The organism is Haliscomenobacter sp., from assembly GCF_041740695.1.
In the GTDB taxonomy this organism is placed as follows: Bacteria; Bacteroidota; Bacteroidia; order Chitinophagales; family Saprospiraceae; genus Haliscomenobacter.
Map to the genome: position 1 here is coordinate 1 of NZ_JBGSLK010000019.1, position 26428 is coordinate 26428.

At 43.1% G+C, this 26428-nt stretch carries 23 protein-coding genes; 2 read left to right on the top strand and 21 right to left on the bottom strand.

The annotated features are described in order from the left end of the window. Positions 1 to 99 precede the first annotated feature (99 nt). The 15 genes from ACEW9O_RS03445 to ACEW9O_RS03515 form a co-directional block, all read right to left on the bottom strand. A complete protein-coding gene (locus ACEW9O_RS03445; RefSeq protein ID WP_373548726.1) occupies positions 100 to 483 on the bottom strand; it encodes a transposase in 384 nt (127 codons plus the stop codon). A gap of 365 nt (positions 484 to 848) precedes the next feature. Then, positions 849 to 2489 (bottom strand): M1 family metallopeptidase, encoded by a 1641-nt coding sequence (locus ACEW9O_RS03450; RefSeq protein WP_373548727.1) that lies wholly within the window; start codon positions 2487 to 2489, stop codon positions 849 to 851. Between the two features lie 426 nt (positions 2490 to 2915). Next, positions 2916 to 5723, bottom strand: coding sequence for a glycosyl hydrolase (locus ACEW9O_RS03455; RefSeq protein ID WP_373548728.1), 2808 nt, complete (start codon positions 5721 to 5723; stop codon positions 2916 to 2918). Between the two features lie 55 nt (positions 5724 to 5778). Next, the gene (mmuM, locus tag ACEW9O_RS03460; protein ID WP_373548729.1) at positions 5779 to 6684 is read right to left on the bottom strand and encodes a homocysteine S-methyltransferase; all 906 of its coding nucleotides are present in this window, start codon (positions 6682 to 6684) and stop codon (positions 5779 to 5781) included. A gap of 113 nt (positions 6685 to 6797) precedes the next feature. After that, the gene (locus ACEW9O_RS03465) at positions 6798 to 7700 is read right to left on the bottom strand and encodes an alpha/beta hydrolase-fold protein (protein WP_373548730.1); all 903 of its coding nucleotides are present in this window, start codon (positions 7698 to 7700) and stop codon (positions 6798 to 6800) included. Continuing rightward, positions 7697 to 8290, bottom strand: coding sequence for a hypothetical protein (locus tag ACEW9O_RS03470; protein ID WP_373548731.1), 594 nt, complete (start codon positions 8288 to 8290; stop codon positions 7697 to 7699). Before ACEW9O_RS03470 ends, ACEW9O_RS03465 begins: the two co-directional genes overlap by 4 nt. Positions 8291 to 8450: 160 nt before the next feature. After that, positions 8451 to 8804: a two-component regulator propeller domain-containing protein gene (locus ACEW9O_RS03475; protein WP_373548732.1), complete on the bottom strand. Its 354-nt coding sequence runs from the start codon at positions 8802 to 8804 to the stop codon at positions 8451 to 8453. 652 nt (positions 8805 to 9456) lie between these two features. Continuing rightward, a complete protein-coding gene (locus tag ACEW9O_RS03480) occupies positions 9457 to 10083 on the bottom strand; it encodes a hypothetical protein (protein ID WP_373548733.1) in 627 nt (208 codons plus the stop codon). Between the two features lie 163 nt (positions 10084 to 10246). Continuing rightward, a complete protein-coding gene (locus ACEW9O_RS03485) occupies positions 10247 to 10873 on the bottom strand; it encodes a hypothetical protein (protein WP_373548734.1) in 627 nt (208 codons plus the stop codon). An 84-nt stretch (positions 10874 to 10957) separates the two neighbouring features. After that, positions 10958 to 11536 (bottom strand): Crp/Fnr family transcriptional regulator, encoded by a 579-nt coding sequence (locus ACEW9O_RS03490; protein ID WP_373548735.1) that lies wholly within the window; start codon positions 11534 to 11536, stop codon positions 10958 to 10960. A 247-nt stretch (positions 11537 to 11783) separates the two neighbouring features. Then, complete coding sequence (locus tag ACEW9O_RS03495; protein WP_373548736.1) at positions 11784 to 13004, bottom strand: type II toxin-antitoxin system HipA family toxin; 1221 nt, start codon at positions 13002 to 13004, stop codon at positions 11784 to 11786. After that, on the bottom strand, positions 13004 to 13291 hold the full coding sequence (locus ACEW9O_RS03500; RefSeq protein WP_373548737.1) for a helix-turn-helix domain-containing protein: 288 nt from the start codon (positions 13289 to 13291) through the stop codon (positions 13004 to 13006). The genes ACEW9O_RS03495 and ACEW9O_RS03500 overlap by 1 nt, the downstream gene beginning before the upstream one ends. 232 nt (positions 13292 to 13523) lie before the next feature. Next, a complete protein-coding gene (locus ACEW9O_RS03505) occupies positions 13524 to 13964 on the bottom strand; it encodes a hypothetical protein (protein ID WP_373548738.1) in 441 nt (146 codons plus the stop codon). 37 nt (positions 13965 to 14001) lie between these two features. Then, a complete protein-coding gene (locus tag ACEW9O_RS03510) occupies positions 14002 to 14445 on the bottom strand; it encodes a hypothetical protein (protein WP_373548739.1) in 444 nt (147 codons plus the stop codon). A gap of 2 nt (positions 14446 to 14447) precedes the next feature. Next, a complete protein-coding gene (locus tag ACEW9O_RS03515) occupies positions 14448 to 14786 on the bottom strand; it encodes a hypothetical protein (RefSeq protein ID WP_373548740.1) in 339 nt (112 codons plus the stop codon). Between the two features lie 189 nt (positions 14787 to 14975). On the opposite strand from ACEW9O_RS03515, the gene ACEW9O_RS03520 reads away from it, so the two are divergent. Continuing rightward, entirely contained in the window at positions 14976 to 15311 is a 336-nt protein-coding gene (locus ACEW9O_RS03520) for a helix-turn-helix domain-containing protein (RefSeq protein WP_373548741.1), read from the top strand. Positions 15312 to 15485: 174 nt separating this feature from the next. On the opposite strand, the gene ACEW9O_RS03525 is transcribed toward ACEW9O_RS03520, so the two are convergent. From ACEW9O_RS03525 to ACEW9O_RS03550, 6 genes are all read right to left on the bottom strand, one after another. Further along, complete coding sequence (locus ACEW9O_RS03525; protein ID WP_373548742.1) at positions 15486 to 16163, bottom strand: hypothetical protein; 678 nt, start codon at positions 16161 to 16163, stop codon at positions 15486 to 15488. 556 nt (positions 16164 to 16719) lie between these two features. Beyond that, positions 16720 to 18645 carry an alpha/beta hydrolase-fold protein gene (locus ACEW9O_RS03530; protein ID WP_373548743.1) on the bottom strand — a complete coding sequence of 642 codons (1926 nt, stop codon included), beginning with the start codon at positions 18643 to 18645 and terminating at the stop codon, positions 16720 to 16722. A 243-nt stretch (positions 18646 to 18888) separates the two neighbouring features. After that, complete coding sequence (locus ACEW9O_RS03535) at positions 18889 to 19965, bottom strand: alpha/beta hydrolase (protein WP_373548744.1); 1077 nt, start codon at positions 19963 to 19965, stop codon at positions 18889 to 18891. A gap of 70 nt (positions 19966 to 20035) precedes the next feature. Beyond that, positions 20036 to 21187: an alpha/beta hydrolase-fold protein gene (locus ACEW9O_RS03540; RefSeq protein WP_373548745.1), complete on the bottom strand. Its 1152-nt coding sequence runs from the start codon at positions 21185 to 21187 to the stop codon at positions 20036 to 20038. Positions 21188 to 21467: 280 nt separating this feature from the next. After that, positions 21468 to 23411, bottom strand: coding sequence for a glycoside hydrolase family 97 catalytic domain-containing protein (locus ACEW9O_RS03545; protein WP_373548746.1), 1944 nt, complete (start codon positions 23409 to 23411; stop codon positions 21468 to 21470). A gap of 32 nt (positions 23412 to 23443) precedes the next feature. Then, positions 23444 to 25003: a glycoside hydrolase 43 family protein gene (locus ACEW9O_RS03550; RefSeq protein WP_373548747.1), complete on the bottom strand. Its 1560-nt coding sequence runs from the start codon at positions 25001 to 25003 to the stop codon at positions 23444 to 23446. A 363-nt stretch (positions 25004 to 25366) separates the two neighbouring features. Between ACEW9O_RS03550 and ACEW9O_RS03555 the strand changes: the two genes are divergently transcribed. Next, positions 25367 to 26401, top strand: a complete 1035-nt coding sequence (locus tag ACEW9O_RS03555) for an IS110 family transposase (protein ID WP_373548748.1) — start codon at positions 25367 to 25369, stop codon at positions 26399 to 26401. Positions 26402 to 26428: the final 27 nt, after the last annotated feature.

Here is a 26428-nt window from a genome sequence, read left to right on the forward strand (position 1 = left end):
CTTTTAATACTATTTCGTGCTTTTTGTCTTTGACTTTTTGAGTCTTGATTCGTTTGTAATAAGCCTGCTTACTAACCCCGAACACTTCGTACAGCCATTTTACTTTGTAAGCTTTTTCTTTTTTCGCTGTATCTCGTTTGCTATGTGTTCGGGTAAGTACTTTTTTGAGAGCTCCTTTCCTGTAACTTTTTCAAATTCAATAATGACGTCCTGCTGGAAGTCTTTAATAAATTCAAGAGCTTCAATTCGTTCTTTTAGTTTCTTGATTTCCTGGTCTCTGTTCACGTGTTTATCCTTAGATTCATAATTACTGAGTTTCTCCATCCAGTATTGGATAGTGCTCCTAGAAATGTTGTGTTTCTTGGCAGCGTAATTTACAGAAATACGTCCGTTGTTGATTTCGTCAATGACGGAAAGTTTGAAGTCAAAACTGACTTGTTTGCCGTTTCTTTTTCGGCAGGGGAGCTTTTTCGGTTTGTTCATAGTTGACCAAGGTTTGTTGAATTTTTGGTCAACCTATTTTAGGACGCTGCAGTCCAAAGTATTGTGCACAACGTTTGTGTTTCTGCAGTGGTGCCTTTCCGAAGCCGCGTCCTGTCCCACGAAACAAAAACGTTGAGCGAAGATAAAACTTAAAACCAACTCGTCACGGCACCATTGCAGAAACATTTTGTTGTGCACAGTGCCGCAGTAGACCGTTACTGAGCAGCACGGATGCCAAAGCTTTGGATGTGGGCTGAAGGCGAGCGGCTTTGGCATTGGTGCTGCGGTTCTAAGCACGAATCTTTTTCGCAGTTGCTGTCGGTTAAGGTGCCGAAATGTTATTTGTCGACTGTCGGCAATGTCCATTAGTCAATACGTTTTACATCAATCAAAAAGTTGGCGTCAACCGAAAATGGTTTTGCCATTTCATTCCGTTTTAGTTTTATTTCAGTCCAATTCGTTGTCGCATTAATCCATTTGTCTGGTGACTTCAATTTAATAGGAATCTCTAGGTTCTTTACATCCGCAATAAGTCGGAATTTCAATTTATTGTCGACTAAACTGTACTCCAATATTGGTAACGATGAAAATCTTAAATACTGGTCAAAATACTTGCTAAAGTCCTTCTTGAAGTAATCACTACAGAATTCTTCTAATTGTTGGGAGTAAATAGTTTGGTGATGAAAATTTTGATTTAAGGCTCGTAGGAAGGCTTGAAATTCATTGTCATTATTTATGATTTCTCTTAGCATATGAATAATAGCCCACCCTTTGAAATACATGTCCTGGCCAGCATCTTTAAACATTCCATAGTCAGAGATTAACCGAGATTTGTTTCTTATTTTATTAGGAATCCTTGTTAGATAGAAGTCTCTTCCAGCGTTTCTTCCTAATTGTTCTTCAATAAATAGTTCTTCTCCATAAGCAGCAAAGCCCTCTTGAATCCACCTGTCTGCAATGTCTGACGATGTTATATTATTGCCGAACCATTCGTGAGCCAACTCATGAACAATCAAACGGTCGGTTTGTAGGTCAAGGTCTGTTAGATTCTTAAATGAAAAACGCCCTTTCCTAAATTTATTCCCGTACGCCACTGCGCTTTGATGTTCCATTCCTATGTAAGATGATTCTACCATTTTAAGTCCATCTTCATAAAATGGATAAGGGCCAAACCATTTTTCAAAAACCTTTATTGTCTTTATTGTTTCAGGTATTAAATGATTGATTGCCTTTTTTTGGTTATAGTCCAATACCCAGAAATCCAAATCTAGTTTTCCTTTCTCTCCTTGATATGCCTCGTTGATGCTAACGTATTTTCCTATGTAAAAAGAAATGCCATAGTTATTGATAGGATTTTTTACAGACCAAGTGTACTCCGTTTTATCATTTGCAATCTTTCGGGATTTGAGTCGGCCATTTCCAACTAAAACTCCCAGCGAATCATTTATTGAAATCGTCAATGAAGCTCCTTGGTCAGGCTCCTCACTATAATGGTCTTTACACGGATACCAAATACTTCCTCCAACCATTTGACATGCAACAGAAATCCACTCTCGATTTAAAGAATCTTTTGCCCAAACAAAACCACCGTCATACGGTGGATTTTTTGATTCTTTTGGAGTTCCTGAGTAATAAATGTCAAGCTTGCCCTTTTCTTCACTCAGTTCAGGAGAATCAATTATATATGCAGCACCATATCTTTTAAATTGTAATTTGGTTCCTCCCGACTTAATACTGTCAATTGACAATGGTTCCTGAAGGTCAATCTGCATAAATTGTGTCCGTGGCTTTTGAGTGACCTTAAAGTCAATTGTATTCCTTCCTACAATTTTTCTTTTGTCAAAATCAATGTCAAGGAGGATGTCGTAATATTGAACGTCCCACCATGACCTTTCCGCAGTAATTGTCCCCTTTAATGAATCTTGCCTGATAAGATTGAAGTCTTGAGCGAAAGAAATGATTGTCGTAAGTGTCAGAAATAAAGTACTACTCGCTTTTCCAATCATTATTTTATGATTTCAATTTTGTCGTCTACTCCGCACTTGGCTCTTTTGCTTGCTTTGGTGTCGCGCGGGAATGAGCGGGAAGTAAAAGTGCCAATGTTCGAAGCACCGCAACTGTCCCGCGGCATTGTGCACAACACGGAAATATGCACACTTTTCGCGTCCGCCTGATAAAGATAAACCAATAGTAGTAAATCTCCAAGTATCTGCAATTTTTAGTTTTATAAACTTGATAATGAATAGATTGATTAAAGATGTCCAGCTTCTGGACTCCAGCAACAATACAAAATGAGAAGTACGCAATATCTGGAAGCCCCATTCCGGAAAATACAGAATGCACACTACGCTACGACTTTTTTTGTCCAGGATCAGCACTTGTTCCAATGATTACAACCTGCTTTTAACGTGGCAAAAAATACCAATAACCTGCTATTTTTCAATTAAAGTAACCGGTCCCAATAACCCTGCAGTCTGAATCCTGAACGGTTCATCTCCGCCGGGCCAAATTTCTGAAGTCATATAAGACTGATTCGTTTTGCAGAACCGATCTTTCGGGTCCAGCAGCATATCACCAGTAATTCGGTTAATCCACAAATTAACAATCTCTATTTGGAGGTCATTGGTACCGGGTTGAACCAATTGGCTGATGTCTACCTGGTAGGGTTTTTTCCATAGGATCCCTGCGGATTTCCCATTTACAAAAACCTCGGCAACGTCCCGGAGATCTCCCAGGTTAAGCATGATTGTTTTCTTGCCCGCTCCATCGCTAAGCTTGAAAGAATTATGATACACTGCCGTTCCGGAGAAGTATTTTATTCCGGTATTTTCGGACGCTGTCCAGGAAATTAATTGGTCGAAAACTACCGATGGTGGAGCACCCCAATTTGGTGGAAAACTCACCTTCCAGGGCCCAGAAATTGTTGTTTCTTTAGCCCCTTTCTTTAGGTCGGTAAGGGCAGCCATTTTACTTCGTCTGGTATTGTTGAAAACGACAAATGTGGAACCGTGGGGAGGAAGTTCGATTTCGAAACTTGTAGCTCGTTTCGCTTGGGTATAAGCTGCAACCCGGGAAATGGCACCAGTTGATGGATCCCATATTTCCGGGTATTTTCCTTTTACCCTGAACTTGCCTATCGTGTTTACGGTCTTTTCACTTTCATTGCTCAAAAAATAAATTTCTCCCATTTCAGTTGTCCGATGGATGTAATCGATTGGCGAAGTTCCGGTAAAACTAAAATCGGGCTCAATTGATTTTTTACTCAAAACCTGATCAGCCGCAATGCCCCAGATTATCTTCCCTTTCCCATAGTTATGTTCAAAGATTTTTTGGCCATCTGAGGCTCCCCATAACTCAGCAGAGAGCCGATTCAGGGCAATGTTCTTCTTTTCCCAATCTTTCAAACCAGGAACCGTTTCTGGGCGTGGCCCGACAACAGTAGCGCCTGCTTTTACGAGGTTCATTATTTTTTCCAGAACTTCCATGGTCATCTGCACCTGATCGGGTAGCATCAAGATGGAATAACTCATGCCATCTGGCAAAACCAACCTGCCATCCTTAACTGACATCCTGTTCAGAATGACATCGGTGTTTACCACATCAAAATCATACCCATTGCCTAGCCCTTTGATGCGGGGTTTTTCGGGAACATCATGAAAAAACGGGAAGAAATTAGGGGTCTGGTCACCGTAATAGTAGCAGGCATCGGCCACAAATAATCCTTGTTGCAGCAAATAGCTGCACCGAGACAGGTAATCCATAAAGGGTTTAGACTTGGACCACCAGGTTGTACCCGGGTTCATGTCATACCCAGCATGATAGGTTCTGCCCGGGAGGCCATCTTCCGGATTTGTACTGGCAAAAGTATGGAAGGTAATATTGTTGAGGCCTTCACAAAATGCCCGGTCTACTGCTTTTTTCAATTTAAAGGGCGAATCCTTCCATCTTCTCCAGGTAGTAAAAGACTCGGCATCCACAATTTTTTTTCCATAGATGTGAGCAGCACTTGATACCTCTTTAATTAAAAACATGTTGCGGTGCTGTATCCAGAATTCGCCTCTTGGAACGGAGACTGTACCCAATGCTTTTAAAGCGTCAACAGGACAGGTTTCCCAAACTGGTGGGCCTGGACCGCCGGATTCAGAAACAAGCTCGGCATGGTATTTCTTCAGGAATTCAGTGCCCGTTTGATAATGACTGTAAATAAGCTGGTCGCTAACTGTTTCCTTAAAATCGTAACGAAAGCGATCCGAACAATTGCTGATGTCCCATCCTGCCAGTACGGGTAAATACCGCTCCAAATCATATCCCCGTCTTTCCTTAAAAATGGAGGGAAATAAGTCCGTCCATGGCGTGCCTTCAGCAAGTTCCATGCTGTCGAATTCAAAATAGCCCAGACCGGCTTCGGAAGAATTTTCGGGCGTTACCCCAAGGCGGTCCATAAAATATTGTAGGTGCCTGATGGTCGCATTGGGGTCAAAAAAGTCAATAAAAAGGCCATTCGAATTAGGGGAAGGCACAATCAAGCGCTGGCCATTGTTTGAACAAACAAACCGCAGGATGGTCCATTTCCCTTCCGGAACGTTCCATTCCAATTTGCCATTCTTAAAAAATGGGGTAAGGCTTTTTACTTGAGCAACATCATTGATTTTCTTTTTTTCATCATAAGGAACCGCAAGTACCGAAACATCCTTGTAGAAAACAGGCGTATGCTGGTCTTTCATTGGACAGCCTTCCGGGAATTTTGGAAAGGGCAAGTCAATGGTGAGGACCTGTGGCCCCGATACCTCCACCTTCGAGCAATAGAGATTCTTGGATGCCCAATCAGGTGTAACCCATGATCCGCCAGCATTCCACCCGCTGGAGGCAACAATTCCAATGCTCATTTTTAATCTTTTGCCTTCGGATATCGCATGTTTGATCAGGCGTACAGATTCGTCTCCAAGAAATTCTGCCCCGGCTGGAATAAAAGATGGGTTCCTGATGGCTGCCACATCCCAGATTTCCGCCCGGTTCATTCCTTTGGATTTCATGGCTTCCAAATCTCTGGTAATCGAAGTAGTGGTCATGTTTCCATTCAACCAGCACCAGAAAGCACCTGGCCGATAGGACGAGGGGGGATTTACAAATTCAGCGGATAGTTGTTGCGAAATTTCTACGGGTTTGAGTGTTCTATTTTCTGGCAAGCTGGAAATGGAGAAGCCAATTGTAAGTATGCCCAAAAAGATAAGGTATTTCATATGTATATTTTTTGCTCCCCCTAAGGGATCAAGCTCTAAGTTAACATTAAGGTAACTATTTTGGAAATGATTGGCCCATTGCTTTAATTTGCTCTGGGCCAATCCCACAGCAACCTCCAATCATATCCGCGCCCAAATCCATCCATTCTTTTACCATGAGTTCACAGGAAGACAGATCGGAAAGGCCCGACCAGGTTTTACTTTCAACATGGTAAACGGCTCCTGAATTGGGATACACAATTATCTTTTTATTCCCTGATTTCGTTTTGATGGATCGAATTAATGCTGAAATAAACTCCGGGGAAGTACAATTCACCCCAATGGCAAATACAGTCGGGTGATCAGCAAAATAAGCAGCACATTGCTCAATGGGTGTTCCATCACTGATGTGTTTGCCATCTTTACAGGAAAAGGATACCCAGGCGGGCTTTTTTACATTTTTTAAAATTTCTGACAGCACCTTCGCTTCCTGGATGCCAGGAATGGTTTCACAAGCGAGCAGATCTGCTGTTGAATGATCGAGCAAATCGATTCTTGGTTGATGAAAGTCCATTAACTCCTGATCAGCGATAACGTAATCCCCACGATATTCAGAGCCATCGGCCAGATAGGCTCCGTAAGGACCAATGCTGGCCGCAATCAGAGGTTTTGATGCTTGTGGGGTTAATGACAGGAAACGGCTTCTTGCTTCCTCTGCCAATTGAACGGATTTAAGAATCAATCCTTTGGCCGAATCTTCGTCATAACCAATCGCTATAAACCCAGGCAAGGTAGCTTGATAACTGGAAGTAATGATGCATTCAGCACCAGATTCAAGATAAGCGAGATGGGCAAGAATGATTGCTTCAGGATTGGATTCCAGCAATTTCGCACTCCATAGTTTTTGATTGAGATCGCAGCCTTGCCTTTCCAGTTCATTAGAGAGGCCGCCATCTAGGAGGAGTGGGTAGGTGAGGGTCATTTTTTAATCGAAGTTAAGAAAACCTAACTTTTTGGCTAAAATATTAGCTGTGTTTTTGAAATTATTTGAAAGTAGTATGCTGAACTAGTTGATTATAAATTTTTAATGGTCTGCTACTTAATAATGAGGAAATCAGCTAATGAGGTAATATCAATGGCACAGTGACCACCGTATAATGGATGCCAATGAGTTTTTACTCCTTTTGAAATAGCAACATTAGCAAGTGCTTCAGTACCTTCAAAATTACCATATTTATCATATAAGCCACAAGATAGGTACAACTCTGGATAATGAATATTGGCTCTCTTTATTAAATGAATAGGAGAAATTACTTTCCATTCTTCCTCATTTGAGGCATAAGTTCTTGCTATTTTGTATATTCCTAATGCTATTTTGGGATCTGCACCAGTTCGTTTTATTGCTGCTTTTATTTCATTGAAATCTGAAAATGGAGAATCCAAATACACACCAGGGCAAAGTGAAGCCACTCTTGAAAACAATTCAGGGTGACTAAGTCCCAGGATTAAAACATTTAGACCACCCATGGATTCACCTAGTAAAATTCTATTTTTTGGTTTGCCTATTTTGGATTCAATTAGCGGCAAATTAGATACAAAGTCATCCATTAAACCGCTTTCAACTCTAGAATTCTTGTGTGTTAATAGCCATTCAGGTCCATAAGAAATCAGCACGACAGTAGGGGGATTTATATTCGATTTTTGCCAATATGACTGAATCAATGATGTATAGTATGTGTCATCATTCCAAATTGTATGATCTAAGTTTCTTCCATGAAAATGGTAAATGATATCTTGATTAACACCTGTGCTTGCTCTGTATATTGCAAAATTCAACTTTCTTTTTGTGAAATTTACTGATTTTGACGGTATAAAACTTACTTTTTGAACTCCATATGGCCTGGTTAATTTTCCCCAAATCAAATAAATACTCAATAAAAGGAATAGAAAAATACCAAAGACAATTATTTTTTTAATAGAAATAGTTATTGATTTCATAATCTGTTTAGTTTAGGTAGGACAGTAGTTTCTTCTCCATATAGTTCTGGATATTTTGTCTGCGAAAGGCAACAAATACTTTCCTCCAATGATTTGTCAATTGTTTTTGCCCAACCCAAATTGTCAAATTGCTTTTCTAATTGGATGCAAACATTGAAGTCATCTTCAGTTACTTCATAACGATTGTCGTCTCGTGTCCCCGATATACTTATGTGAATTGAATGGTCCTGAACCCAAATAAACGCCTTGTGTCCAAAAATTATTGAATGTCCAGGCTGTTCTATGTCTGTGAATTGTTTTATCTCATTTTTAAATTTATTGTATTCATCAGCTGGATAAGGTTGTCCGATTGCAGGTTTTGGAAAGTCTTCATGAATTGTGTTTAAAGTCAAGCCAAGTTGTCCAACTTTATTGATCAGGTCTTGTCGGTCCGTAAATGAAAAGGCGACTTGAAATTCGTCACCATCGTTAGCGTGTCCGCCCCAAGCTCGTTTAAAATAGAAATAACGCAATTGTCTTAACCACGCTCTAATTGTCCTTTGAGCGTGTCGTACGAATAACCAATTGTCTGATAGTTTTTCTATTTGCATTGTGTGGTCTTACTATTGTGCCTAACGCGCTGCGGCTTTGCGAAGTTCCGAAAAAGAATTGAGCGTAGCGAGGTTTTTTTTTCGGAATTTCGCAAAGCTGCTGTTCACTTTTGTCTGTTGTTGCAAATTTTGTTTTTTAGTTCATTGCTAGCTATCATTTCTATTCCGAATAATCAATAAATTTTTTCCCATCAAAAAGGTAGAGACCTGTTTGTCTCGTACCCACCCAAATGTTTCCAGTTTTATCTTCCAAAAGACAAGAAATATTATTGCTGTTTAGCCCATCTGCCTCTAAAAACTGGGTAAACGTTTTTCCGTCATATTTATAAAGCCCATTGTCTGAGGTTCCGAACCAAAGGTTACCCGCTTTGTCCTGTATAGCACATTGAACATTGCCATTTCCTAGGTTTTTTATAAGTTTTGGATGTTCCTTTTCTTTTGGCAAATCATTTTTACCTGGTACGTTGCAGGCAGTCCCCCAAAGTAGTATAGTCAGGAAAGTTAAAACTTGCATTTGTGAGCACTTTTTTTTCATTGTTCAAATTGTCTTTGAGGTTTTGTTATCTATTTGTCGGTTTAGGTGTTGCTCTGCAATGACCGCTAATGCGGAAATATGCAAAGATAAATGCCACATCACAGACAAATGGGAATTGGGAAAGGAGCAAAAAAGCAAGGTTATGGATTTTCATGACAATCATTGGTTTGGTGAAACAATGTTGTAAAAGTATGGGAGGGTGATTGCCCTGTTGCTTTTTAATTGTAAAAGCTTGTAACGGATATGTAAAACGTTTATAGGTGACAAAAATAAATCGCAGGATTGGAAGCAGTAATTTGAGGGCGATGAAAGAAACTGGTCTACTCCTGATTTGCGGAAGCGAATCGATCGGGTTGAAGCTTTTTTGAAAGGGAAATTTAAGGATTTTGAGTAGGTAGCTTGGGTGCTAACTGGAGTGTTGTGTTGATTGGTGGTGAAATGAGTCGCCAACGTTTTGGCGCTTGGCGAAGAAGCGGATTCGAAGCATTAGACTCTCTGCCCTGCACGTGTGGGACAAAAAGCTTCATTTAAGTCCTGAACCCGCTTTTTTGCCAAACGCCTGTTGGTGGCTGGTGTTTTATCTGTTTTTGTTATTTGTTAAAGTCAGTTTTGTTAGTCCACCACTAAATTACTAAAAATTAAATCCAAAATGAAACCCCGGTTCTCCGAAGACGAATTTCGACCATTTATCATCCAACTGTTTAAATCCATCGGGCATTTCTGTGTGATAAGCACGGTGAGTTATTGCAATTGATGGTTGAATAAAAAATCTGTCCTTAAAAAGTTTGATGTGATAACCAACACGGTAGGTGTTGAAAATCTGAAAGCCATTGTCAATTTTATTGCCTTCATCATTCGCAAAAGTTTGCAAAGAAGGCATTACATTAAGTTCGGCATATAAACCTTTCCACAAAAATCGTTGATAAGCCACGGATAAGCCATACTCCCGAACATATCCCGGAAATTCTTCTTCCGGCTTTCCGTATGATTTGTTTAAAAATGGGTGAATACCATTCGGCCAAGCATATTTCCAAGTTTTGGGTTCTAATGTAATTACATCTTTTCCTGTAATCCGATAGCCTATATTGAGTTGAGCGAAGTTGGGAGGGTTTACGGGAGCTAAATTGCCCAATAAAAAAATAGTGCTACCGACGAACCACCGTTTGTAAGTGTTGTCTTGCTCGCCATACTGTGCCTTAACTTGCAGCGTGCTTATCATCATTAAGGTCAAAGTGAACAACAAAATTTTCTTTTGCATATCAATACAATTAGTTGTTAAATGATAATGCAAAGGTAGATTGGCAATAGACTTAAAATCGTTCACTTAAGTTAAGAAATGAAATGGGGACCTCCTGAAGTTTTGCAACTTCAGGAGGTCCATATTGGGTGCAAATAACTGCTGTCATCTAATCATTGTAGTTTCAAAACTTAAATCCAAAATCAAGCCCAGGTTGAATAAAGTAGTTGGGCCATTTTTGTTCTACTGCTTTAAAAGATGCTGGAACATTGGTTCTTACAGGCCAATAACTAATTCCAATAGCTGGTTCAAAAAAGAAGCGGTCCTTAAAAAACTTAAACTGGTAACCTAAATAGGTGTCCAGATATAAGGTGTATCCATTTCCAATCTTTTTATTATTCTCATCCATATATTTTTCAAAGGCATTCAATGCATAAACGGATGTATAAACTCCTTTCCACCAAAACCTCTGGTATCCTATTTGAGGAGCAAGTATGCGTGCATGTCCAGGATAGTTTAGTCCCGGTGCATCAAATGAAGGTCCAAAGGGTATACCTAATGGCCAAGCATAAATAGACCTTTTAAATCTAAATTGAACCACATCTTTAGGTGTTATTCTATAACCAACATTTAATTGCACATACCCAGGGTTGTTCGTTTTATCAAAATTTCCTAACAACAGCAATGTACTCCCAACAAAATACTTTCTGTAAGTACTGTCTTGTTTGGCATCTTGTGCTTTTTGTGCGTTAACTTGTAGCGTGCTTGCCATCATGAAGACCAAACCAATCAATAAAATGTGCTTTTGCATTTCTTTTCTTTTGATGTGAAACGATACTGCAAAAGTGTATTGGCAAGCCACAATAACTCGTTCACTTAAGTTAAGAAATGGGTTTTAGCTCTTTTTCTCCAAAATTCTTGCTCTCAGTCGGCTTAATGATTGAGGTTGGATGCCTAAATAGCTCGCTAATTGGTGTTGTGGCACACGTTGAATCAGGTCCGGTCTTTTTTGTAGTAAGTTCAGGTACCGTTGCTCTGGTGAAGAAGTTTTAAACTCGTCAAAATTGATTTGTTGTTTGGCTAACAATTCTTCCGACAACATTCTACACATGATTTCAAACTTTGGGAATTTACTGTTCACTTCTACTTCCATATCAGAATTGGAAACTAAAAGGATAGAGTCTTCTATACAGCTTACATAATATTCAGATGGAGTTTTGTTGATTACACAAGGGGGCGTCAAAGCGTCCATTTCTGTGTAGAAAGCTGTTGTTTTTTCTTCTCCGTCTATTATGTAATAAGTCCGAATACAGCCTTTTAGAACAAAGTAGCTATCTTTCGATTTTTGTCCTTCTTTGAGTAACGTCGTCCCTTTCTTTACCGAGCGAAATAGGTCTAATGAAAGTATTGCGTTCTTCTCATCTTCGGTCAGAGAAACGTATTTTGAAATAAAGTCGAATAGTGTGTTTTTCATTGTTTTATTGTTGTTACTGTGCTTCTATTACACTCGCCACCAACATTGCTGGTAACGCGCTACGGCTGGGGAAGTTCCGAAAAAAAATGGAGCGAAGCGAGATTGGCTTTCGGAATTTTGCAAAACCGCAGTTGTACGAAGGGCGACCTGAGGGAGAACTTTGTGCAACTGTGGTGCAGCCGCAGTGGGGTTGAAGCTTTTTTGAAAGGGAAATTTAAAGATTTTGAGTAGGTATGAATAAAAATTCCTAACGACCAATCATCTTTTGAATACTGTTTTTTGAAGCACTTTTGACACCATATGAAGCAGCATATTTTTTCCAATTATTGACTACATGTTGTACTTCTTCAATGATGGTACTTGCATTTTTTACGTTAAAATAAGTTGCCAATTTCATTAGGTGCATTTGGGTAGGCTTGGCACTTTCTCCCGCCACCATTGTGCTGTGCATACCATGTCCTGAATACGAAAACGTTAAATCATAAGCAGGAGCCAATCTCCATTTGCCCGTGCCATCCATGAGGAAAGAAAAGTTTTTGCTGTGGTCGTCTCGGTTGTGTGCAAAAACATTGAAAGCGGCCAAACGCAATACCTTTTCATAAGCCTTTACATCTCTTTCCAGCTGAAAGGCACAATCCATCAAATGCCCATAATCTAAGGTGCTTAATCTAAAATTATCGTGCATTATACCTGCTGCCGAATGCAAATGCAGTCGCTTATTGCCTTGTCTATCAAAACGTTTTGTACCAAAATAGGTATTGCCAGATTTGCTTTCAAAAAGCCTACACTCACTCATTTCGATCCCCGCATCTATCGCCATTTTGTAATAAGCATATTCTATATTGGCAATATCCTTGCTATCAGAAGACGCAGGAAACTTGATGAGCCAATGCTCATAGTGAGGGGGTAATTCCTTTTCAGCACCAATGAGATGTTGTGTGGTAGGGTTGTAGCCAACTAAAATTTTAGGACGAGCGCCACCCGATGACCCGCCCAATTTGAATATTTCATCCAATACATCCGTTGCCGTACCCGCAATGATCTGCTTGGTGGCTTTGGCAATTTCATCCAATTCAATCTTAAACTGGTCCGCATTGTCAATGGCTATTTCGGGTCTATAAATCAATGCACCCATGCCTTGACTGCCAATGTATGTCAATCTATCCAGTGGCGATAGATCGGCAATGGAAATACCACGTGCGGCCAAGGCTCTGTCCAGCAATAATTTACCCCAGCCATCAGGCAAGGAATCGGCAAATACGCCAAATAAACCCTCGAAAGGAAGTTCATTTGCCTTGCTGATGTCCGTATTCAATTTGAGTTTGATCGGCGAAATTTCTAAGCCCCTTTTCAGAAACTCCGGGTAATACCTAAAATAGATCTGTTTGTCATCGCTTACCAATTCGCCCACCTCAATTTCTTCAGCATCAAACTGAATGGACACAATTATTTTTTTTACCTGCTCCATTAGCTGCGTGTTTTATCGCTGAATAATTTCTCAATAGCTTTCAAATTTTCAATGGATTTGAATACCACATCAAAATCGTCGAGGTGATTCAGTACATCAGCTAAAAGCAGCAGCGATTCCAAGGAAATCTGCCCTGTAGTTTCAAAGCGTTTGAGGCTACCCAATGAAACCCCAGAACGTTTGGCCATTTCACTTTGAGAGAAACCCGCCTGTTTTCTCAACACCTTATGCCGTTGAGCGATTTCACGCAAAGAATCAGACGGTTTTTTGCTTAGTCCGAAGTTCATTGTTTGGATAATATTTTAGCTAAAAGTACGATTTTTAAATGATTTTAGCTAAAATATTGGCTGTTTTTAAAATTATTGAGGATGCTTGCCTGTTTCAATGTCCAATGTCAATTGTTGTCAGGGCAGTACTTTTCTTTTGGTTGGATTGTCTGGATGAAAAAGTGTCATTGAAAATTGGAATATCAATTTGTCCTCGGCTAGTCTGCCTTGTTAAAGTCTTCCTCTCACCACATTACCCCAACAACGCCAATTCCGCCTCCAACACCCGCTCCATCTCCTCCTTACTGCGCTGCTCCACCAACCAATGCACAATCAAACGTCCTGCAATCTCCAGGGTCTCTTCCGACAGCACCAGGGGGATCACCAACTCATTCAAGGCATTGTCCTCATCGATGGGAAAAGTATCCAGCCAGGCTGAAATGAAAAAATCTTCAGGCTGTTCAACGACTTCCTGGATGATGCGCACCGCGCGATTGAGGGTTTTTACTTCGGCGCTAAAGATGGGATTGCCCTCACGGAGTTTATCGCCATTGCGGGCGAAGAGGTTAATATAGGGGGCATAGGCAAATTGGTACTTTGCGGCTAAAGCATCAAAACGAGCCTTCCAAAGCGCTTCGGCGGCGTCGTAGCTTTCGGGATGATCCAGGAAATCGGGGAAGAGTAGCGTTGCCATTTAGGTGAGTGAGTTTTTATGCAACAGACATCCTTTTTTAAACACCACTTACTTCTTCATCGATAACCACCAACTCATCAATCTTCTTTTCCATATCTGCTAAACTGAGCTCTTGAAGCAACCATGCTTCGATCAGAAGTTGGCTGATTTGTTCCGCTTCCTTAGTCATTACGAGGCCAATGACCAATTCCATAACCTGGTCTTCTCGCTCAGGCATTAAAGCTTCATCCAGCCATGCACCAATCTCTAATTCGGAGACTGCCTCAGATGGATCTAACTGAATGATGCGTACCGCACGGTCTACATCTCGTACATAGGCTGTAAACATTGGATTGCCATCCATTCTTTTTTCATTCAAGAAAGGGCGAAAAGTGTACTGCTTGGCGCTGAGCAATTGCTCAAATAAGCGCTGCCAGCGAGCCTTAGCCAAGCGGTACACTCGACGGTTTTCTAGAAATGTGGCATAAAGTACTTGTCCCATTTTTACCCTATTAAATACCAGATAATGAAAAGCAACAAAAAAATGCCAAAGGCAGTTCCACACCAAACTTCAATATCTATTCGTTCCTTTTTTGTTTTCAGATTCTTAAAAGAAATGGTACTTGGAGCATTCGCCCCATCTTGCACGTTTTCAATGAAGCGTTGAGCTTGTTTGAACTGTTTTTCCCTATTTTTTAGCTCCTTTTTGCTCAGCTTCGATTTTAACAACTCCAATAATTTCAGGCCATCTTTTTTGCTAAGTGGCTCATCTTGGGCCCAAGTTACTGACTCTTCTAGGTTTTCCCCTTGGGCTTGAATTCTTCCGCGATGTGGCTTAGTCATAAGTGTTTTCGGTAATGCAAGTTAGGAATTTATTTTAGTAGGCACAATAGCTGTTGGACATGGCACCACTTTGATGCATGAAGTTTGTTTTTCTTCAACATTTCCTTAGTTTTGTTCAAGATCAAAAGCAGCACAAATCTGCTAATTTTAATTATATTTTGCAAATTTATTTTACAAATATTTTTTAACATGGTTGACGAAGGTTTTGCCGAACGCCTTAAAACACTGGCCAAAAGGTTGGGTTTAAAGCAGCACAACATCTATAAGGACATGGGCACCAGCTCCGCCCGGGTCAGCAACGTGTTTAACTCGGTCAACAACCCTAGTTACGAATTTTTACAAAGTTTTCTTAGTGCTTACCCAAATGTCAACGCCAATTGGTTGCTTACGGGAGAAGGCGAGATGTTGCTCAACAACAATGAGGTAAGGGAACCCGATGAAAGAAAATGGTCTACTCCTGATTTGCGGAATCGAATCGATCGGATTGAAGCTTTTTTGAAAGGGAAATTTAAGGATTTTGAGTAGGTGGCTTGGGTGTTGCTTAGAGTGTTGTGGGGATTGGCTGTGCAATGTTAGCTAACGGATAGAGCTTTGCGTTCGGGCGGGTTTCGGAGTACAAAGTTTCAATTTATCACTAAAGTTTATTAGAAGCACGAAGCTCCAATTTTGCACGTCAGCCCGCTTGACGCAAAACCCGTGTTAGGGGCTGGTTAAGTTACCATAATAAATGTTCCAACTCAATCTGACTTCTGAAAGCTCTTTAACCCTAAAAATTTTCTCCATCATTGCTTTTCTATGACCACAACCGAGCAAAAAAACACCTCTTTCAAAGTGGCTTTCCTTGCAGTAACTATGAATATTTTCAAGCATTGAATTTTCTCGAAGTTCAATTTCCCAGAGAAATGCTTTGTATACCTTATCTAGAATAGTTTTGTTTGTTGACGATTCAATTATTTTTTCCTGAATTTGAGTTTGCCTATCAGAAAAGTTGATGAACTTATGACTGTTGAAAAAATCAAATCCCTCTGCAGATTTCAAAGCATTATATTCTCTTTGAAACTTCTTGTGAGCTTCGTCGCTTTCGAAGGCTTTCAACATAAAAGTTTCATCGTTGGATCGGATTGGATTTACATCAATATCTACCGGAATATTTTTAACATCGTATTTTTGAAGATAATTTTTCACACATTTTAACTCAAGTGGTGCGTCGTCAGGTAATGCAGGAAAACTATCACTATAAACTAAGCTATGTAATTTACTAGGCATCTCTTCGAAAATAACTTCCGGTCTCAGACTTTCGATTATTTTAAACAATTCAGCAGAATTACATCTACCACCTTCTGAATGATTAGTCGAAATGAGAGTTATATTATACATATACGGCCGGTGAGTATAAACTTGTCCCTAACACGGAAATATGCGTACTTGTAACCTCCGCCTGATAAAAATAAACCAATAGCACTAAATATACAAGTATCTGCGATTTTTAGTTTCATGAGCCTGATAATGAATGGATTGCATTTGATTGAGCTTAGCGACAATGCAAAATGCCTGTCCATGTCACAACTCTTTTTGCCCAGCATCAACAGTTACAAATTATCCGAAAAAACAAAAAACGACCCAATATAAACATGAGTCATCCCGAATTTTTGAAAAGTCAAAATCGGGCATAAACCTAATCGCGGAGCGATTGAATTTATAATAGTCCCCGGTCGTCCGGGGTAAATGGTTGGGTCAAATTGGCGGCAACCACGGCAGTGGTTGAACTCAATTGAGCACAAAGTTCAACCGCATCCGCGGTTGCGGAACCTTTTACTACCAAAATGACCCCGGACGACCGGGGCTATTATAAATTCAACCGCATCCGCGGTTTGTCATCCCAAAAATTCGGGATGACTCATGTTAAAAATGCTTATTGACTCTCCGGGAAAAACTACTTAAACAACACCTGCGCAAACCCAAACAAATCATGCCGCCACACCGGCCAACTATGCCCCCCAGCATATTCACTGTACTGGTACTTGACCCCCAGCTCATCAAATTTGGCCATCATGACTTTGCAATTGTTGAAGGCAATGTCTTCCTGGCCACCCATCGAAATCCACAAGTGTTTCAGATTAGTATTGATGGTGCTCGCGTTGTTTTTCATGAACTCGTACTGGGGCCCGGAAAGGGTCGTATTGTTGGCAAACCAGCCCGAGCTGAATACACCCAGGTGGGCGAAGAGGTTGGTGTTTTTGATGCCCGCATACAAAGTCTGCAAGCCGCCCATGGACAAACCAGCCAGGGCCCGGTTTTTGGCGTCGGTTTCGGCCCGGAAATTGCTTTCCACAAAAGGAATCGCCCCCAGCTTCAGTTCATTTTCAAAAGCCCGCAGCACATTTTCGTTGAATCCAGCGAGGCCGCCAGCGCCACCCATATTCCCATCGAGCATAACGATGATCATGGGTTTGGCTTTGCTTTCAGCAATCAAGTTGTCCAGGATGAGGTCGGTGCGCCCCTGCGTAGCCCAGCCCCTTTGGTCTTCGCCGCCACCGTGCAAGAGGTAGAGCACCGGATATTTTGCACTGGACTGGTCGTAACCCGGCGGGGTGTAAACGTACATTTCACGCCAGCTATTGGTCGCTTTGGAGAGGTAGCGCTTGATGCGGATGTCGCCGTGGGGTACCTCTTTTAAAGCATAATAATCCCCACCCTTGTATGGAATTTCTATGCCACTGGCCATGCGCCCCATGCCGTAGAAACTTTCGCTGGCAGGATCGGCCATGGCTACTCCATCAATCAACAAAGAGTAATAGTGAAAACCTCGGCTGATGGTATCGGTAGTCAGGGTCCAAAATCCGCCCGTGTCTTTGACCATGTCGTATTTTTTCCCCAAATCAATTTGCACCTTTTGCGCATCAGGCGCTTTCATGCGGAATACAACGCGGTTGTCGGGCAGGATTTGCGGGTACTTGGCATTGCGCACATTGCTGGTCGCAGGCGTGCCGAGCACCGTATACTGTGGCAAGGAAGCGACATCGACGGGTTTGAACAAAAACTGCGAAAACATGTACAAGCCATTTTTCCACACTTTAAAATCGTGCACGCCAGGCTCAATGTAATAAACGTGGGGCACCTCATTTTTGTAGAGGTAGTCGTGGGTGCGTTTGCTGAAGGTGATGAGCCCGTCATTGTCACCACAGGAAATCCACAGCAGTTTGAGTTGTTTTTTGGCCTCGGCGGGATTGGGTACCAATTCTTCCGGCCTTTTGGTATTGGGTGCGGAGGAAAAGCCGCCAACCCAGGCAAATTTATCCAGGTTCCCCAAACCAAAATTCAGCGACTGACCACCACCCATCGAAAGCCCGGCGATGGCGCGATTTTCGCGATCAGTGAGCGCCGGGTAGGTTTTTTCAACAAAAGGAATCAGGTCATTCAGCAAATCTTTTTCAAACGTAGCGAATGCCTCCACTTTGTCGCGGTCAAAAATATTGCCCACGGCACGGTCGTCTTTCATGGCCCGGCCATTGGGCATGACCACAATCATGGGTTTGATTTTGCCTTCGGCGAACAGGTTGTCTAAAATGACCTGTGGTTTGCCGCCGTTCAGCCACTCTTTTTCATCGCCGCCAATGCCGTGCAAGAGGTAGAATACCGGGTATTTGGTCTTTTTGTTGTAACCCGGTGGGGTATACACCAGGGCTTTGCGCGTGGAGCCTACGGTTTTGGATTCGTAGCGGATGGTATCGAGTTTGCCCATACTGATGCCCGTGCGGGGTTGATCAAAGCCTTGTGGGGCTTGTTTTTCAATCTTTTGGGCGTATGCAAGTTGACTGAATATGGCGATGCCAACAATCGTGAACAATAGTTTTTTCATGTCTAAGTTTTTTGTTTTTTGAGTGAAGAGTACATGAGTACATGAGTTTAGAGTTTAGAAGTGAGCTACCGCAGCGACTTGTTCTGCGTTGCGCGTCTAAGCCGCTGCGGTAGCCCACTTCTAAACTCATAAGTCATGTACTCGGAACTCGTAACTCAAAAGAAGGCAATTCATACCCTCCGAGCAAAATGTCCAGTAGTCCGGTTTTTTGTTTGTTTGTCGTTTAATGTGGTGCTTAGCGCTTTATTTAAAAAGCTGCTGCAAGGTATTTGTCAGGTAAAGTTTGCAATTCATCCAGGTATGGCCACCGGGCACCACCAAGGTTTCGAGGTTCAACTTTTTGTCCTTGAACATGGCGATGTTTTGCTTCACACTTTCATACAAAAAATCCTCGGTGGCGATGCTGATGCTGAACAATTTTAACTGTTTGTTCATTTGTTCCACATTCGGCGACCAGTCGGTAAAATTCTTTTTGAACTCATCCGTAGCTGTAAAAGGGGCGTAAGAACACACGTAGGCGAATTTGTCGGTATTCGTCAATCCGATGTTCAGGGTTTGGCCACCACCGACCGAAAACCCGGCCACTGCACGGCTTTTGCTATCTGCCTGCACCAGGTAGTTGGCTTCCACAAATGGGATGATGTCATTCACGATGTCCTTGGTGAAATCGGGCATCGGGCTTGGCCGTACATTGCCATAGGGCATCACGATGATCATGGGTTTGGCCTTGCCCTGAGCAATCAGGTTGTCGGCGATGAAGTTGGCATGCCCTACTTTTGTCCAGGTTTCTTCGGTATCCGAACCCCCGTGGATCAAATAAAGGACCGGATATTTGGTCTTGCCCGCAGGGTCGTAACCAGGAGGCGTATACACCAGCAGCGGGCGAGTGGTACCCAAGGTAGCCGATTTGTAATAGCGGTAGCTGATTTTGCCGTGCGCTACTTTTTGCAGGGAGTGGATCAGCGGCTGGTCGCCGGGGATGTCGACAATGCTGCGTTTGAATCTTTCATTGGCAAAGATGTAGGTATTGTTCGGGTCGGCAATTTGTACCGTGTCCACCCAAAAACTGTAGGGGTATATGTCGGGTTTGACCGGAGGCACCGTGACGCTCCAAATGCCGGAGGTATCTTTAGTCATGGCCATCGGGGCCGTTAAAAATTCCCCACTCACGCTTACTTTTTGAGCTTTGCGGGAAAAATACCGGAAGGTAATGCTGTGGTCGGGATGCACCTCAGGTGAACTGATGGCTGGCGGCCTTTGCGCCATAGCGGTGAACCCAGTAAGCAGCAGCAAGGAGAGTATATGAAGTATTCGTTTCATTGGATCTGATTGTGGATTAACAAGCATTATTGTTTGGTGGAGCGGGTAGCGTTCATTTTTCCTGCAATTTTCATTGGAAAAGCAACTGAGCGGTTTCGGCGAGGTATTGTTTGGCATTCATCCAGGTGTGCCCCCCGCCGCTGATCCGGCTTTTAAACTGGATGTTTTTGGCTTTCAGGTAGTCGATGAACTCAAGGGTACCTTTGTAGAGGAAATCTTCATCACCTACTCCGACCCAGAGCAATTTCAGTTGTTTGTTGGTGATGTCGGACTTGGTACCAATCTGACTGAAATTGCGATCCATTTCGGTAGGCGACAGATAAGAACTGTAGCTGCATACCCAGGCAAACTTGTCCATGTTGCCAAAAGCAGCGCGCAGCGTTTGCCCACCACCACGGGAAAAACCACCAATGGCCCGATTTTCCCGATTGTTGAGGGTCCGATAGCTTTTTTCAACATAAGGAATGATGTTGCTCAGCAAATCGGTTTCAAATGCCTTCGCGCGTTTTACGGCATCCTCACCATCCCGAACCGCGGGGTCAGCTGGTTTTGCGCCCCCGGATTGCTCGGCTACCCTGGCTGAGATGTTGCCATAGGGCATGACGATGATCATCGGTTTGGCTTTGCCTTCGGCAATGAGGTTGTCCAGGATTAAATTGGTGCGCCCAACTTTGAAATAGGTCTCTTCGGTATCGGTAGTGCCACTGATCAGGTAAAAAACCGGGTACTTTTTCGTGGGATTTTGATCATAACCAGGAGGGGTGTAAACCACGAAAGAGCCAGTCGTGCCCTCCAGGGAAGGATAGTACTCATAAGCGGTGGCACCATGCGGTACATCTCTCATGGCGTGGATCAAAGGGCTATCCCCTGGCACATCCACCAAGCTGGCTTTGAACCGTTCGTTGGGAAAAAAGGCCACGTTGGCGGGATCCATCACCGTGACTCCATCCACCTGAAAACTGTACGGGTAGATGTCGGGTTTTATTGGGCCCACGGTTACACTCCAAACGCCTTGAGCGTCTTTGCTCATGGCCAGGGGGGCTTTTTCAAATTGAGCACTCAGTTTTACCTCCTTGGCAGCAGGTGCCAAATACCGAAACGTAACGGTTTTGTCGGGTTGCACCTGTGGTGAAATCACCAGTGGTCCCCGGGGCGGTTGGCTCATCGCCATCCCTGAGCAGAGGAGCAGGGCAGTGAAGAGAACCTGAATTTTGATTTTCATAGTACAATATTTTAGGTGAGACATTATTAGACTTGAGGGAAGTTGATTGTCAGGCAATTGATAATTTTTATGTTTTTTTGAGTGACGAGTGACGAGTACATGACTTACGAGTTTAGAAGTGAGCTACCGCAGCGGCTTAGACACAGTCCGGGCCTACGCCGCTGCGGTAGCACACTTCTAAACTCGTAAGTCATGTATTCTTAACTCTGAACTCAAAAGAGCCTTATGCCAAAATCACCAGACATTATGCCAATTGCCTGATAATCAACTCGCCTTAAGTCTATTCAAATACGGCCACAAAACCATCGTTCCCTTTTAACGTGATGTTCATTTTTCCTGTGGCGGGTAAAGTGAAGCGCTTTAAATCAAAGGATGGTTCGGGGCCAGTCAGGTCATTTCCTGAAGCGATCAGCTCGACTTTTTTGTTTTGTAAAAAAGCCAAATCCAGGGTCAATTCCTTCTCGGTATTTTCGCCATTGATGCCAGCCACGTACCATTTATTGCCCGATTTCCGGGCGACTATGTACAGTTTGCCGGGGTCAGCATCGATGTATTTTACGTCTTCCCAATTGTTGGGCAAGCCCCTCAAAAAATCTTTTACAAATTCGGGTACATGGGTAATCCCCTCCGGGCTTTCGGCGTAATGTTGAATGCCTGATAAAAAGGTTACCGAAGTGGCCAACTCAAATGCCGAAGTGGTTGCTCGTTTGATCCTCGGAATTTTGTACAAATTCATGGGGGTGAAATCCATTGGATCGAAAGCATTGCGCACCAGAGCACACATGACGGAGTGCGCCGGAGCTCGATTGGCATCGCGCTGGTTAAAAGTGATCATTTCATACCCATATACTGCTTCTGTGGTCATCAGATTGGGATACGTTCGATGGAGGCCCCGGGGCAAAGTAGCACCATGAAAATTGATCAACAATTGATGGGTAGCGGCATCTTCCAGAATGTCCTGATAATAGCCGATCATCGATTGGCCATCCCCCGAGAAAAAATCTATTTTCAATCCCTTGATCCCCATCGCCCGCAAACGAGCAAATTCCTGCATGCGGCTTTCATGGGTAATCAATTTGTCTTTTGGGGTAAATTTTACCGTATTCCAGCTTCCGGCAGAATTGTACCAAAGGAGCAAGCCCACATTTTTTGTTCGGGCATAATCGGCCAATATGCTCACCGAATCGTATCCAACCAATTTGTCCCAGTAAGCATCCAGCAAACAGTACTGCCATTTCATGTCCGAGGCAAAATCGATGTACTTCTTCTGGACGCGGTAAACCGTTGAATCATCTTTTTTCAAGATCCAGCTCCAGGATGATTTGCCGGGTTTGATAAAAGAAGGGTCCATTTTTTTGGCGGGCAAAGCCAGGTCAGTACCCAGCGTAGACTCGGTGATGGTTTTTAAGTCCCCGACAACAATGATTCTCCAGGGCGTTTCCCAGGGCAGGGTTGATTCAGGATTTAAGGTTGGCTTTCCATTGGTGAACACTTCGGGCGCTTGGGGGAAGTTTATTTTGTATTCGTTGTCTGGAGAATTTTGTTGCAAGGCCGTTCCACAATACGTTCTGCCCAACGCCGCCTCGGTAATCAGCAACCAGGTGTTCTTGTATTTGAACAAAGCGGGATAAATCCAGCCATTTTTACCAGGAGCGGGCGTACCCGTGGCAATGTCCATCATGTAGTGGGCCTCATAAGCAGGATTGGTGTGTTCAAAACCAGTTTGTGCTTCGGTTTTGGGTTGCAACCAGGCTCGGGTGCCCTCGTTGAAATGAAAACTGGTCGCTTCGGTCGTGATTTTTTTAAGTTCGCTTGATTTTTCGGGGAATACATAGCGAAAAGCTACCCCATCGTTGGAGACCCGAAAAACGATGTTCATTTTTTTGCCCGCAGCTGTTTTGGTTTGCCAAATCCTTTCGGTTGCGGTGTAAGTGATCTGCTGCTTTTTGGCGTTGAGCATCGTATAGCTGTCTTTTACGATGGTGGGTTTAGAAACTTTCAGCACTTTTAAGTTTTTTGAAAAATCCTCATCCTCTCGGATCAAACCCAGTTTGGAATCCTTCAAAACGGTTTCACCTTTGTAGGCAATGCTGTAGACTGCTTGCTGAATATTGCAGCTTACCACGATAGCCTTGTCAGGGCTACTGACGCTTGAATTGGCTGTTTGTGCATGACTTACATGGAAGCCGAGGCACAATAGCAACAGGTAAAATGTATACTTCATAAGTGTTTTTTGTATGGACTGATCTATCAATCTTATTTCGAAATGTGATCCTCGATGCGGAAATAATCAAAATCAGCATACCCGCCAACCTGCTGCGTCGCGTAGTTGAACAAGCCAAAGCGATACCCCATAAAATGTGGCAAAGTGTACGACATTTTCAATTGCTCACCAATCGGCTGCCAGGACTTGCCATCCAGGCTGTAGAAAAAGTTGGCTACATCCTTTTTGTCCTTGAAATTGCATTCGGCCTTAAAGTAGACCTTGGTCCCGCTCAAGGGTATACTTGGCGCTTCTACTGGCTTGCCCGATCCAGCATTGATCATCACAATTTTTCTTTGGCCATTACTGACTTTTACGCCCAGCAAGCCATAGTTTTTTTGCAAGAGGCACAATCCAGCAAAATCACCTTCCTTCAGTTTAGAGACATCCAGTGCCGTAGTCCCTGTACATTCCGGGCCGATGGTTCGTTGGGTCAGGGTGTTTCTGGCCAAGAAAAATGAAGTGTCAATCCGCCCGGTTTGTAGGCGCAGGTAACCTTTTCTGGCTTTAAGCGACCAAAGTGAGTTGTCCGGGTTGTGGTTCCATTGCCAGACCAAGGGTAGGGCAGGAGCGCCTTTTTTGCGCTTGAATTCATCCGAATTCACCAGCTCCGGAATCAGCCCGGTGCTGGCCGGAAGGTTCAAAGTTTCTGGCACTTTACCATTTACACCCAATACAGGCCAGCCGTCTTCCCATTTGACCGGAACCAGATAGGGAATCCGCCCCACCGCGCCAAAATCGCGGAACAGGTAGGCGTACCATTGTCCATCCGGCGTATCGATCAATCCACCTTGCGCTACGCCCAAATCTTGCAGCGCCACTTTGCCCTCATAAGGCCCGGTGATTTTATCCGCCCGGTGAATCAGTACCGTGCGCATGCCGCCACGTGGCCAGCTGATGTTGAAGAGGTAGTATTTGCCATTCACCTTAAAGAGTTGGGAGCCTTCGGCGGGCAACCCACCACCAGTGCCGGAGGGCAAGCTGGCATTTTCAATCAAGACCTGTTCCGTTGTGCCAGGCTTCAGCCCCGACAAGTCAGCATTGAGTTCAATCATTTTCAATTTGCCCGCACCGTAAATCATGTACACCCGGCCATCGTCGTCAAAAAATAAGGTGTGGTCATGGTACGAAGGCTGGAAGGAGCTGGCTTTCCAGGGGCCTTTTTCGATGTCTTTGGTGGTATAAATATGGGTTCTGCCCGAGGTTTGAGCAAAAGTGGTCACATAATAAGTCCCCTGATGGTAGCGAATGCTGCTAGCCCAGGAACCTCTGCCATAGGTGCTTTTGCCATTGTTGAGGGTCATGGCATCCACGGTGGTCAAGGTATCGTAGGCGTAGCCGACCATTTGCCAATTAATCAGGTCTTTGGATTTCATGATCGGCAGGCCAGGACTCATGTGCATAGTGGTGCTGCTCATGTAGTAGGTGTCGCCTACGCGCATCATGGCCATGTCGGGTACATCGGCGAAGATGACGGGGTTTTGGGCTGATTGGGTCTGTGCCAGTAAACACTGAGCGACCAGCAGAAAGAGGACGAAAATATAGGACTTCATGATGAGATAGATTTTTTGGCTTCGCCAAAAGAGAATTTCACCACGACACGACGACCTTTAGGTTTGTAAAAAAGAAAAAGTTTATACATTAAGATAATAATCATGTATAGTTTTTCTTTTTTGGTTCTTTTTTCTTTTGTTAATTCCACAAAAAAATGTGGAAAACTTAAAGGTTAGTCTTGAAAGGCGCATTAGACGACGGCAGCGGGTAAGCCCCATTTCGTGTTAGAATCCTTTCAAGCTTTACTACTGCTGAGGCCCAAATAGAAAACAAGAGTTTGAAGACTCATTAAAGGTCATTGAGCAGGCAGTAGCATTAACCCTTAGTTTCCCACATCAACATTAAAAAGGAAACCTAAAGGTATGGAATTTAAGTTGATGGTAGGGGTGGATATGAGTAAAGAGTGGTTTGATTACTGCATACTCAATCGCTATTTTGAAGTGCTCGAAGAAGGTCGGGTGGAGAATAATTCGATTGCCATTCTAGCATTTATGGAGCACCTGATCAAGAAGTTTAATGATCCAGGATTGAGCGGGTGCGTGCTTTGTATGGAGCATACGGGGATTTATGTTCAACCCTTGGTCAAAGCCTGGGCTGGTCAAGGAGCTCGATTAGCGTTGGTTCATGCCCAGAAAGTAAGCCAGCATTTAGCTGGTCCTGGGGGTTGGTCAGAAAAAACGGATCGCTTGGACGCTCGGCGTTTGGCTCAATATGGGCTTCGCTTTAATGACCAACTACAGTTGTGGAAAGCCACCAATGCTACCCTGGATCGTTTGGCTCTTTTTGAAGGGCAGCGTGAACGCCTCACCAAAGCACTTAATCAATTACAAGCTTTGGCCAAAGAATGTGCGGATATTGAGGAGTTCGAGCTTTGTAAAGACTTGCTTCAAAGCCAAAAGCGTAGTGTAGAGGCTTTGAAGAAAGACCTCGAACAGGTGGAACGAACACTACAGCAAATCATTGAGCAAGATGAAGAGCTTAAGCACCTGTTTAAACTGGTTTGTTCAGTTGAAGGAGTGGGGGCGGTAACAGCCAGAGAGTTATTAGTTTCTACTCAATGTTTTACTCGCTTTAACCCTCAACAAGCCAAGGCTTTTGCACGATATTGTGGTGTAATTCCGCTGAAAAGACAGTCTGGAAAAGCTATGAAAAAAAAGGATCGAACCTCCAAAAGAGGGCATAAACGGCTCAAAAGTCTTTTAACAATGGGCGCGATGGCCTTGATCAGGACTGGAAATGAACTGGGCCAATACTATCGTCGTAAACTCAAAGAAGGCAAAGACCATCTTTGCATTATCAATGCGATGCGCAACAAGATTTTGCTCAGGGTTTTTGCCGTCGTTAAAAATCAAGTTATGTATCAAAAAAATTTGAACAATGTCTTGCTTGAACCATAGAAAACACAACGAAACGACGACACGACG

What these genes read in the sequence shown, in the direction of transcription:
- mmuM (WP_373548729.1), bottom strand. Translation starts at nt 6,684, where the DNA reads ATGACCCTCACCTACCCACTCCTCCTAGATGGCGGCCTCTCTAATGAA.
- ACEW9O_RS03510 (WP_373548739.1), bottom strand. Translation starts at nt 14,445, where the DNA reads ATGGGACAAGTACTTTATGCCACATTTCTAGAAAACCGTCGAGTGTAC.
- ACEW9O_RS03520 (WP_373548741.1), top strand. Translation starts at nt 14,976, where the DNA reads ATGGTTGACGAAGGTTTTGCCGAACGCCTTAAAACACTGGCCAAAAGG.
- ACEW9O_RS03455 (WP_373548728.1), bottom strand. Translation starts at nt 5,723, where the DNA reads ATGAAATACCTTATCTTTTTGGGCATACTTACAATTGGCTTCTCCATT.
- ACEW9O_RS03555 (WP_373548748.1), top strand. Translation starts at nt 25,367, where the DNA reads ATGGAATTTAAGTTGATGGTAGGGGTGGATATGAGTAAAGAGTGGTTT.
- ACEW9O_RS03550 (WP_373548747.1), bottom strand. Translation starts at nt 25,003, where the DNA reads ATGAAGTCCTATATTTTCGTCCTCTTTCTGCTGGTCGCTCAGTGTTTA.
- ACEW9O_RS03545 (WP_373548746.1), bottom strand. Translation starts at nt 23,411, where the DNA reads ATGAAGTATACATTTTACCTGTTGCTATTGTGCCTCGGCTTCCATGTA.
- ACEW9O_RS03465 (WP_373548730.1), bottom strand. Translation starts at nt 7,700, where the DNA reads ATGAAATCAATAACTATTTCTATTAAAAAAATAATTGTCTTTGGTATT.
- ACEW9O_RS03445 (WP_373548726.1), bottom strand. Translation starts at nt 483, where the DNA reads ATGAACAAACCGAAAAAGCTCCCCTGCCGAAAAAGAAACGGCAAACAA.
- ACEW9O_RS03500 (WP_373548737.1), bottom strand. Translation starts at nt 13,291, where the DNA reads ATGAACTTCGGACTAAGCAAAAAACCGTCTGATTCTTTGCGTGAAATC.
- ACEW9O_RS03495 (WP_373548736.1), bottom strand. Translation starts at nt 13,004, where the DNA reads ATGGAGCAGGTAAAAAAAATAATTGTGTCCATTCAGTTTGATGCTGAA.
- ACEW9O_RS03470 (WP_373548731.1), bottom strand. Translation starts at nt 8,290, where the DNA reads ATGCAAATAGAAAAACTATCAGACAATTGGTTATTCGTACGACACGCT.
- ACEW9O_RS03530 (WP_373548743.1), bottom strand. Translation starts at nt 18,645, where the DNA reads ATGAAAAAACTATTGTTCACGATTGTTGGCATCGCCATATTCAGTCAA.
- ACEW9O_RS03540 (WP_373548745.1), bottom strand. Translation starts at nt 21,187, where the DNA reads ATGAAAATCAAAATTCAGGTTCTCTTCACTGCCCTGCTCCTCTGCTCA.
- ACEW9O_RS03480 (WP_373548733.1), bottom strand. Translation starts at nt 10,083, where the DNA reads ATGCAAAAGAAAATTTTGTTGTTCACTTTGACCTTAATGATGATAAGC.
- ACEW9O_RS03450 (WP_373548727.1), bottom strand. Translation starts at nt 2,489, where the DNA reads ATGATTGGAAAAGCGAGTAGTACTTTATTTCTGACACTTACGACAATC.
- ACEW9O_RS03505 (WP_373548738.1), bottom strand. Translation starts at nt 13,964, where the DNA reads ATGGCAACGCTACTCTTCCCCGATTTCCTGGATCATCCCGAAAGCTAC.
- ACEW9O_RS03490 (WP_373548735.1), bottom strand. Translation starts at nt 11,536, where the DNA reads ATGAAAAACACACTATTCGACTTTATTTCAAAATACGTTTCTCTGACC.
- ACEW9O_RS03475 (WP_373548732.1), bottom strand. Translation starts at nt 8,804, where the DNA reads ATGCAAGTTTTAACTTTCCTGACTATACTACTTTGGGGGACTGCCTGC.
- ACEW9O_RS03515 (WP_373548740.1), bottom strand. Translation starts at nt 14,786, where the DNA reads ATGACTAAGCCACATCGCGGAAGAATTCAAGCCCAAGGGGAAAACCTA.
- ACEW9O_RS03535 (WP_373548744.1), bottom strand. Translation starts at nt 19,965, where the DNA reads ATGAAACGAATACTTCATATACTCTCCTTGCTGCTGCTTACTGGGTTC.
- ACEW9O_RS03485 (WP_373548734.1), bottom strand. Translation starts at nt 10,873, where the DNA reads ATGCAAAAGCACATTTTATTGATTGGTTTGGTCTTCATGATGGCAAGC.
- ACEW9O_RS03525 (WP_373548742.1), bottom strand. Translation starts at nt 16,163, where the DNA reads ATGTATAATATAACTCTCATTTCGACTAATCATTCAGAAGGTGGTAGA.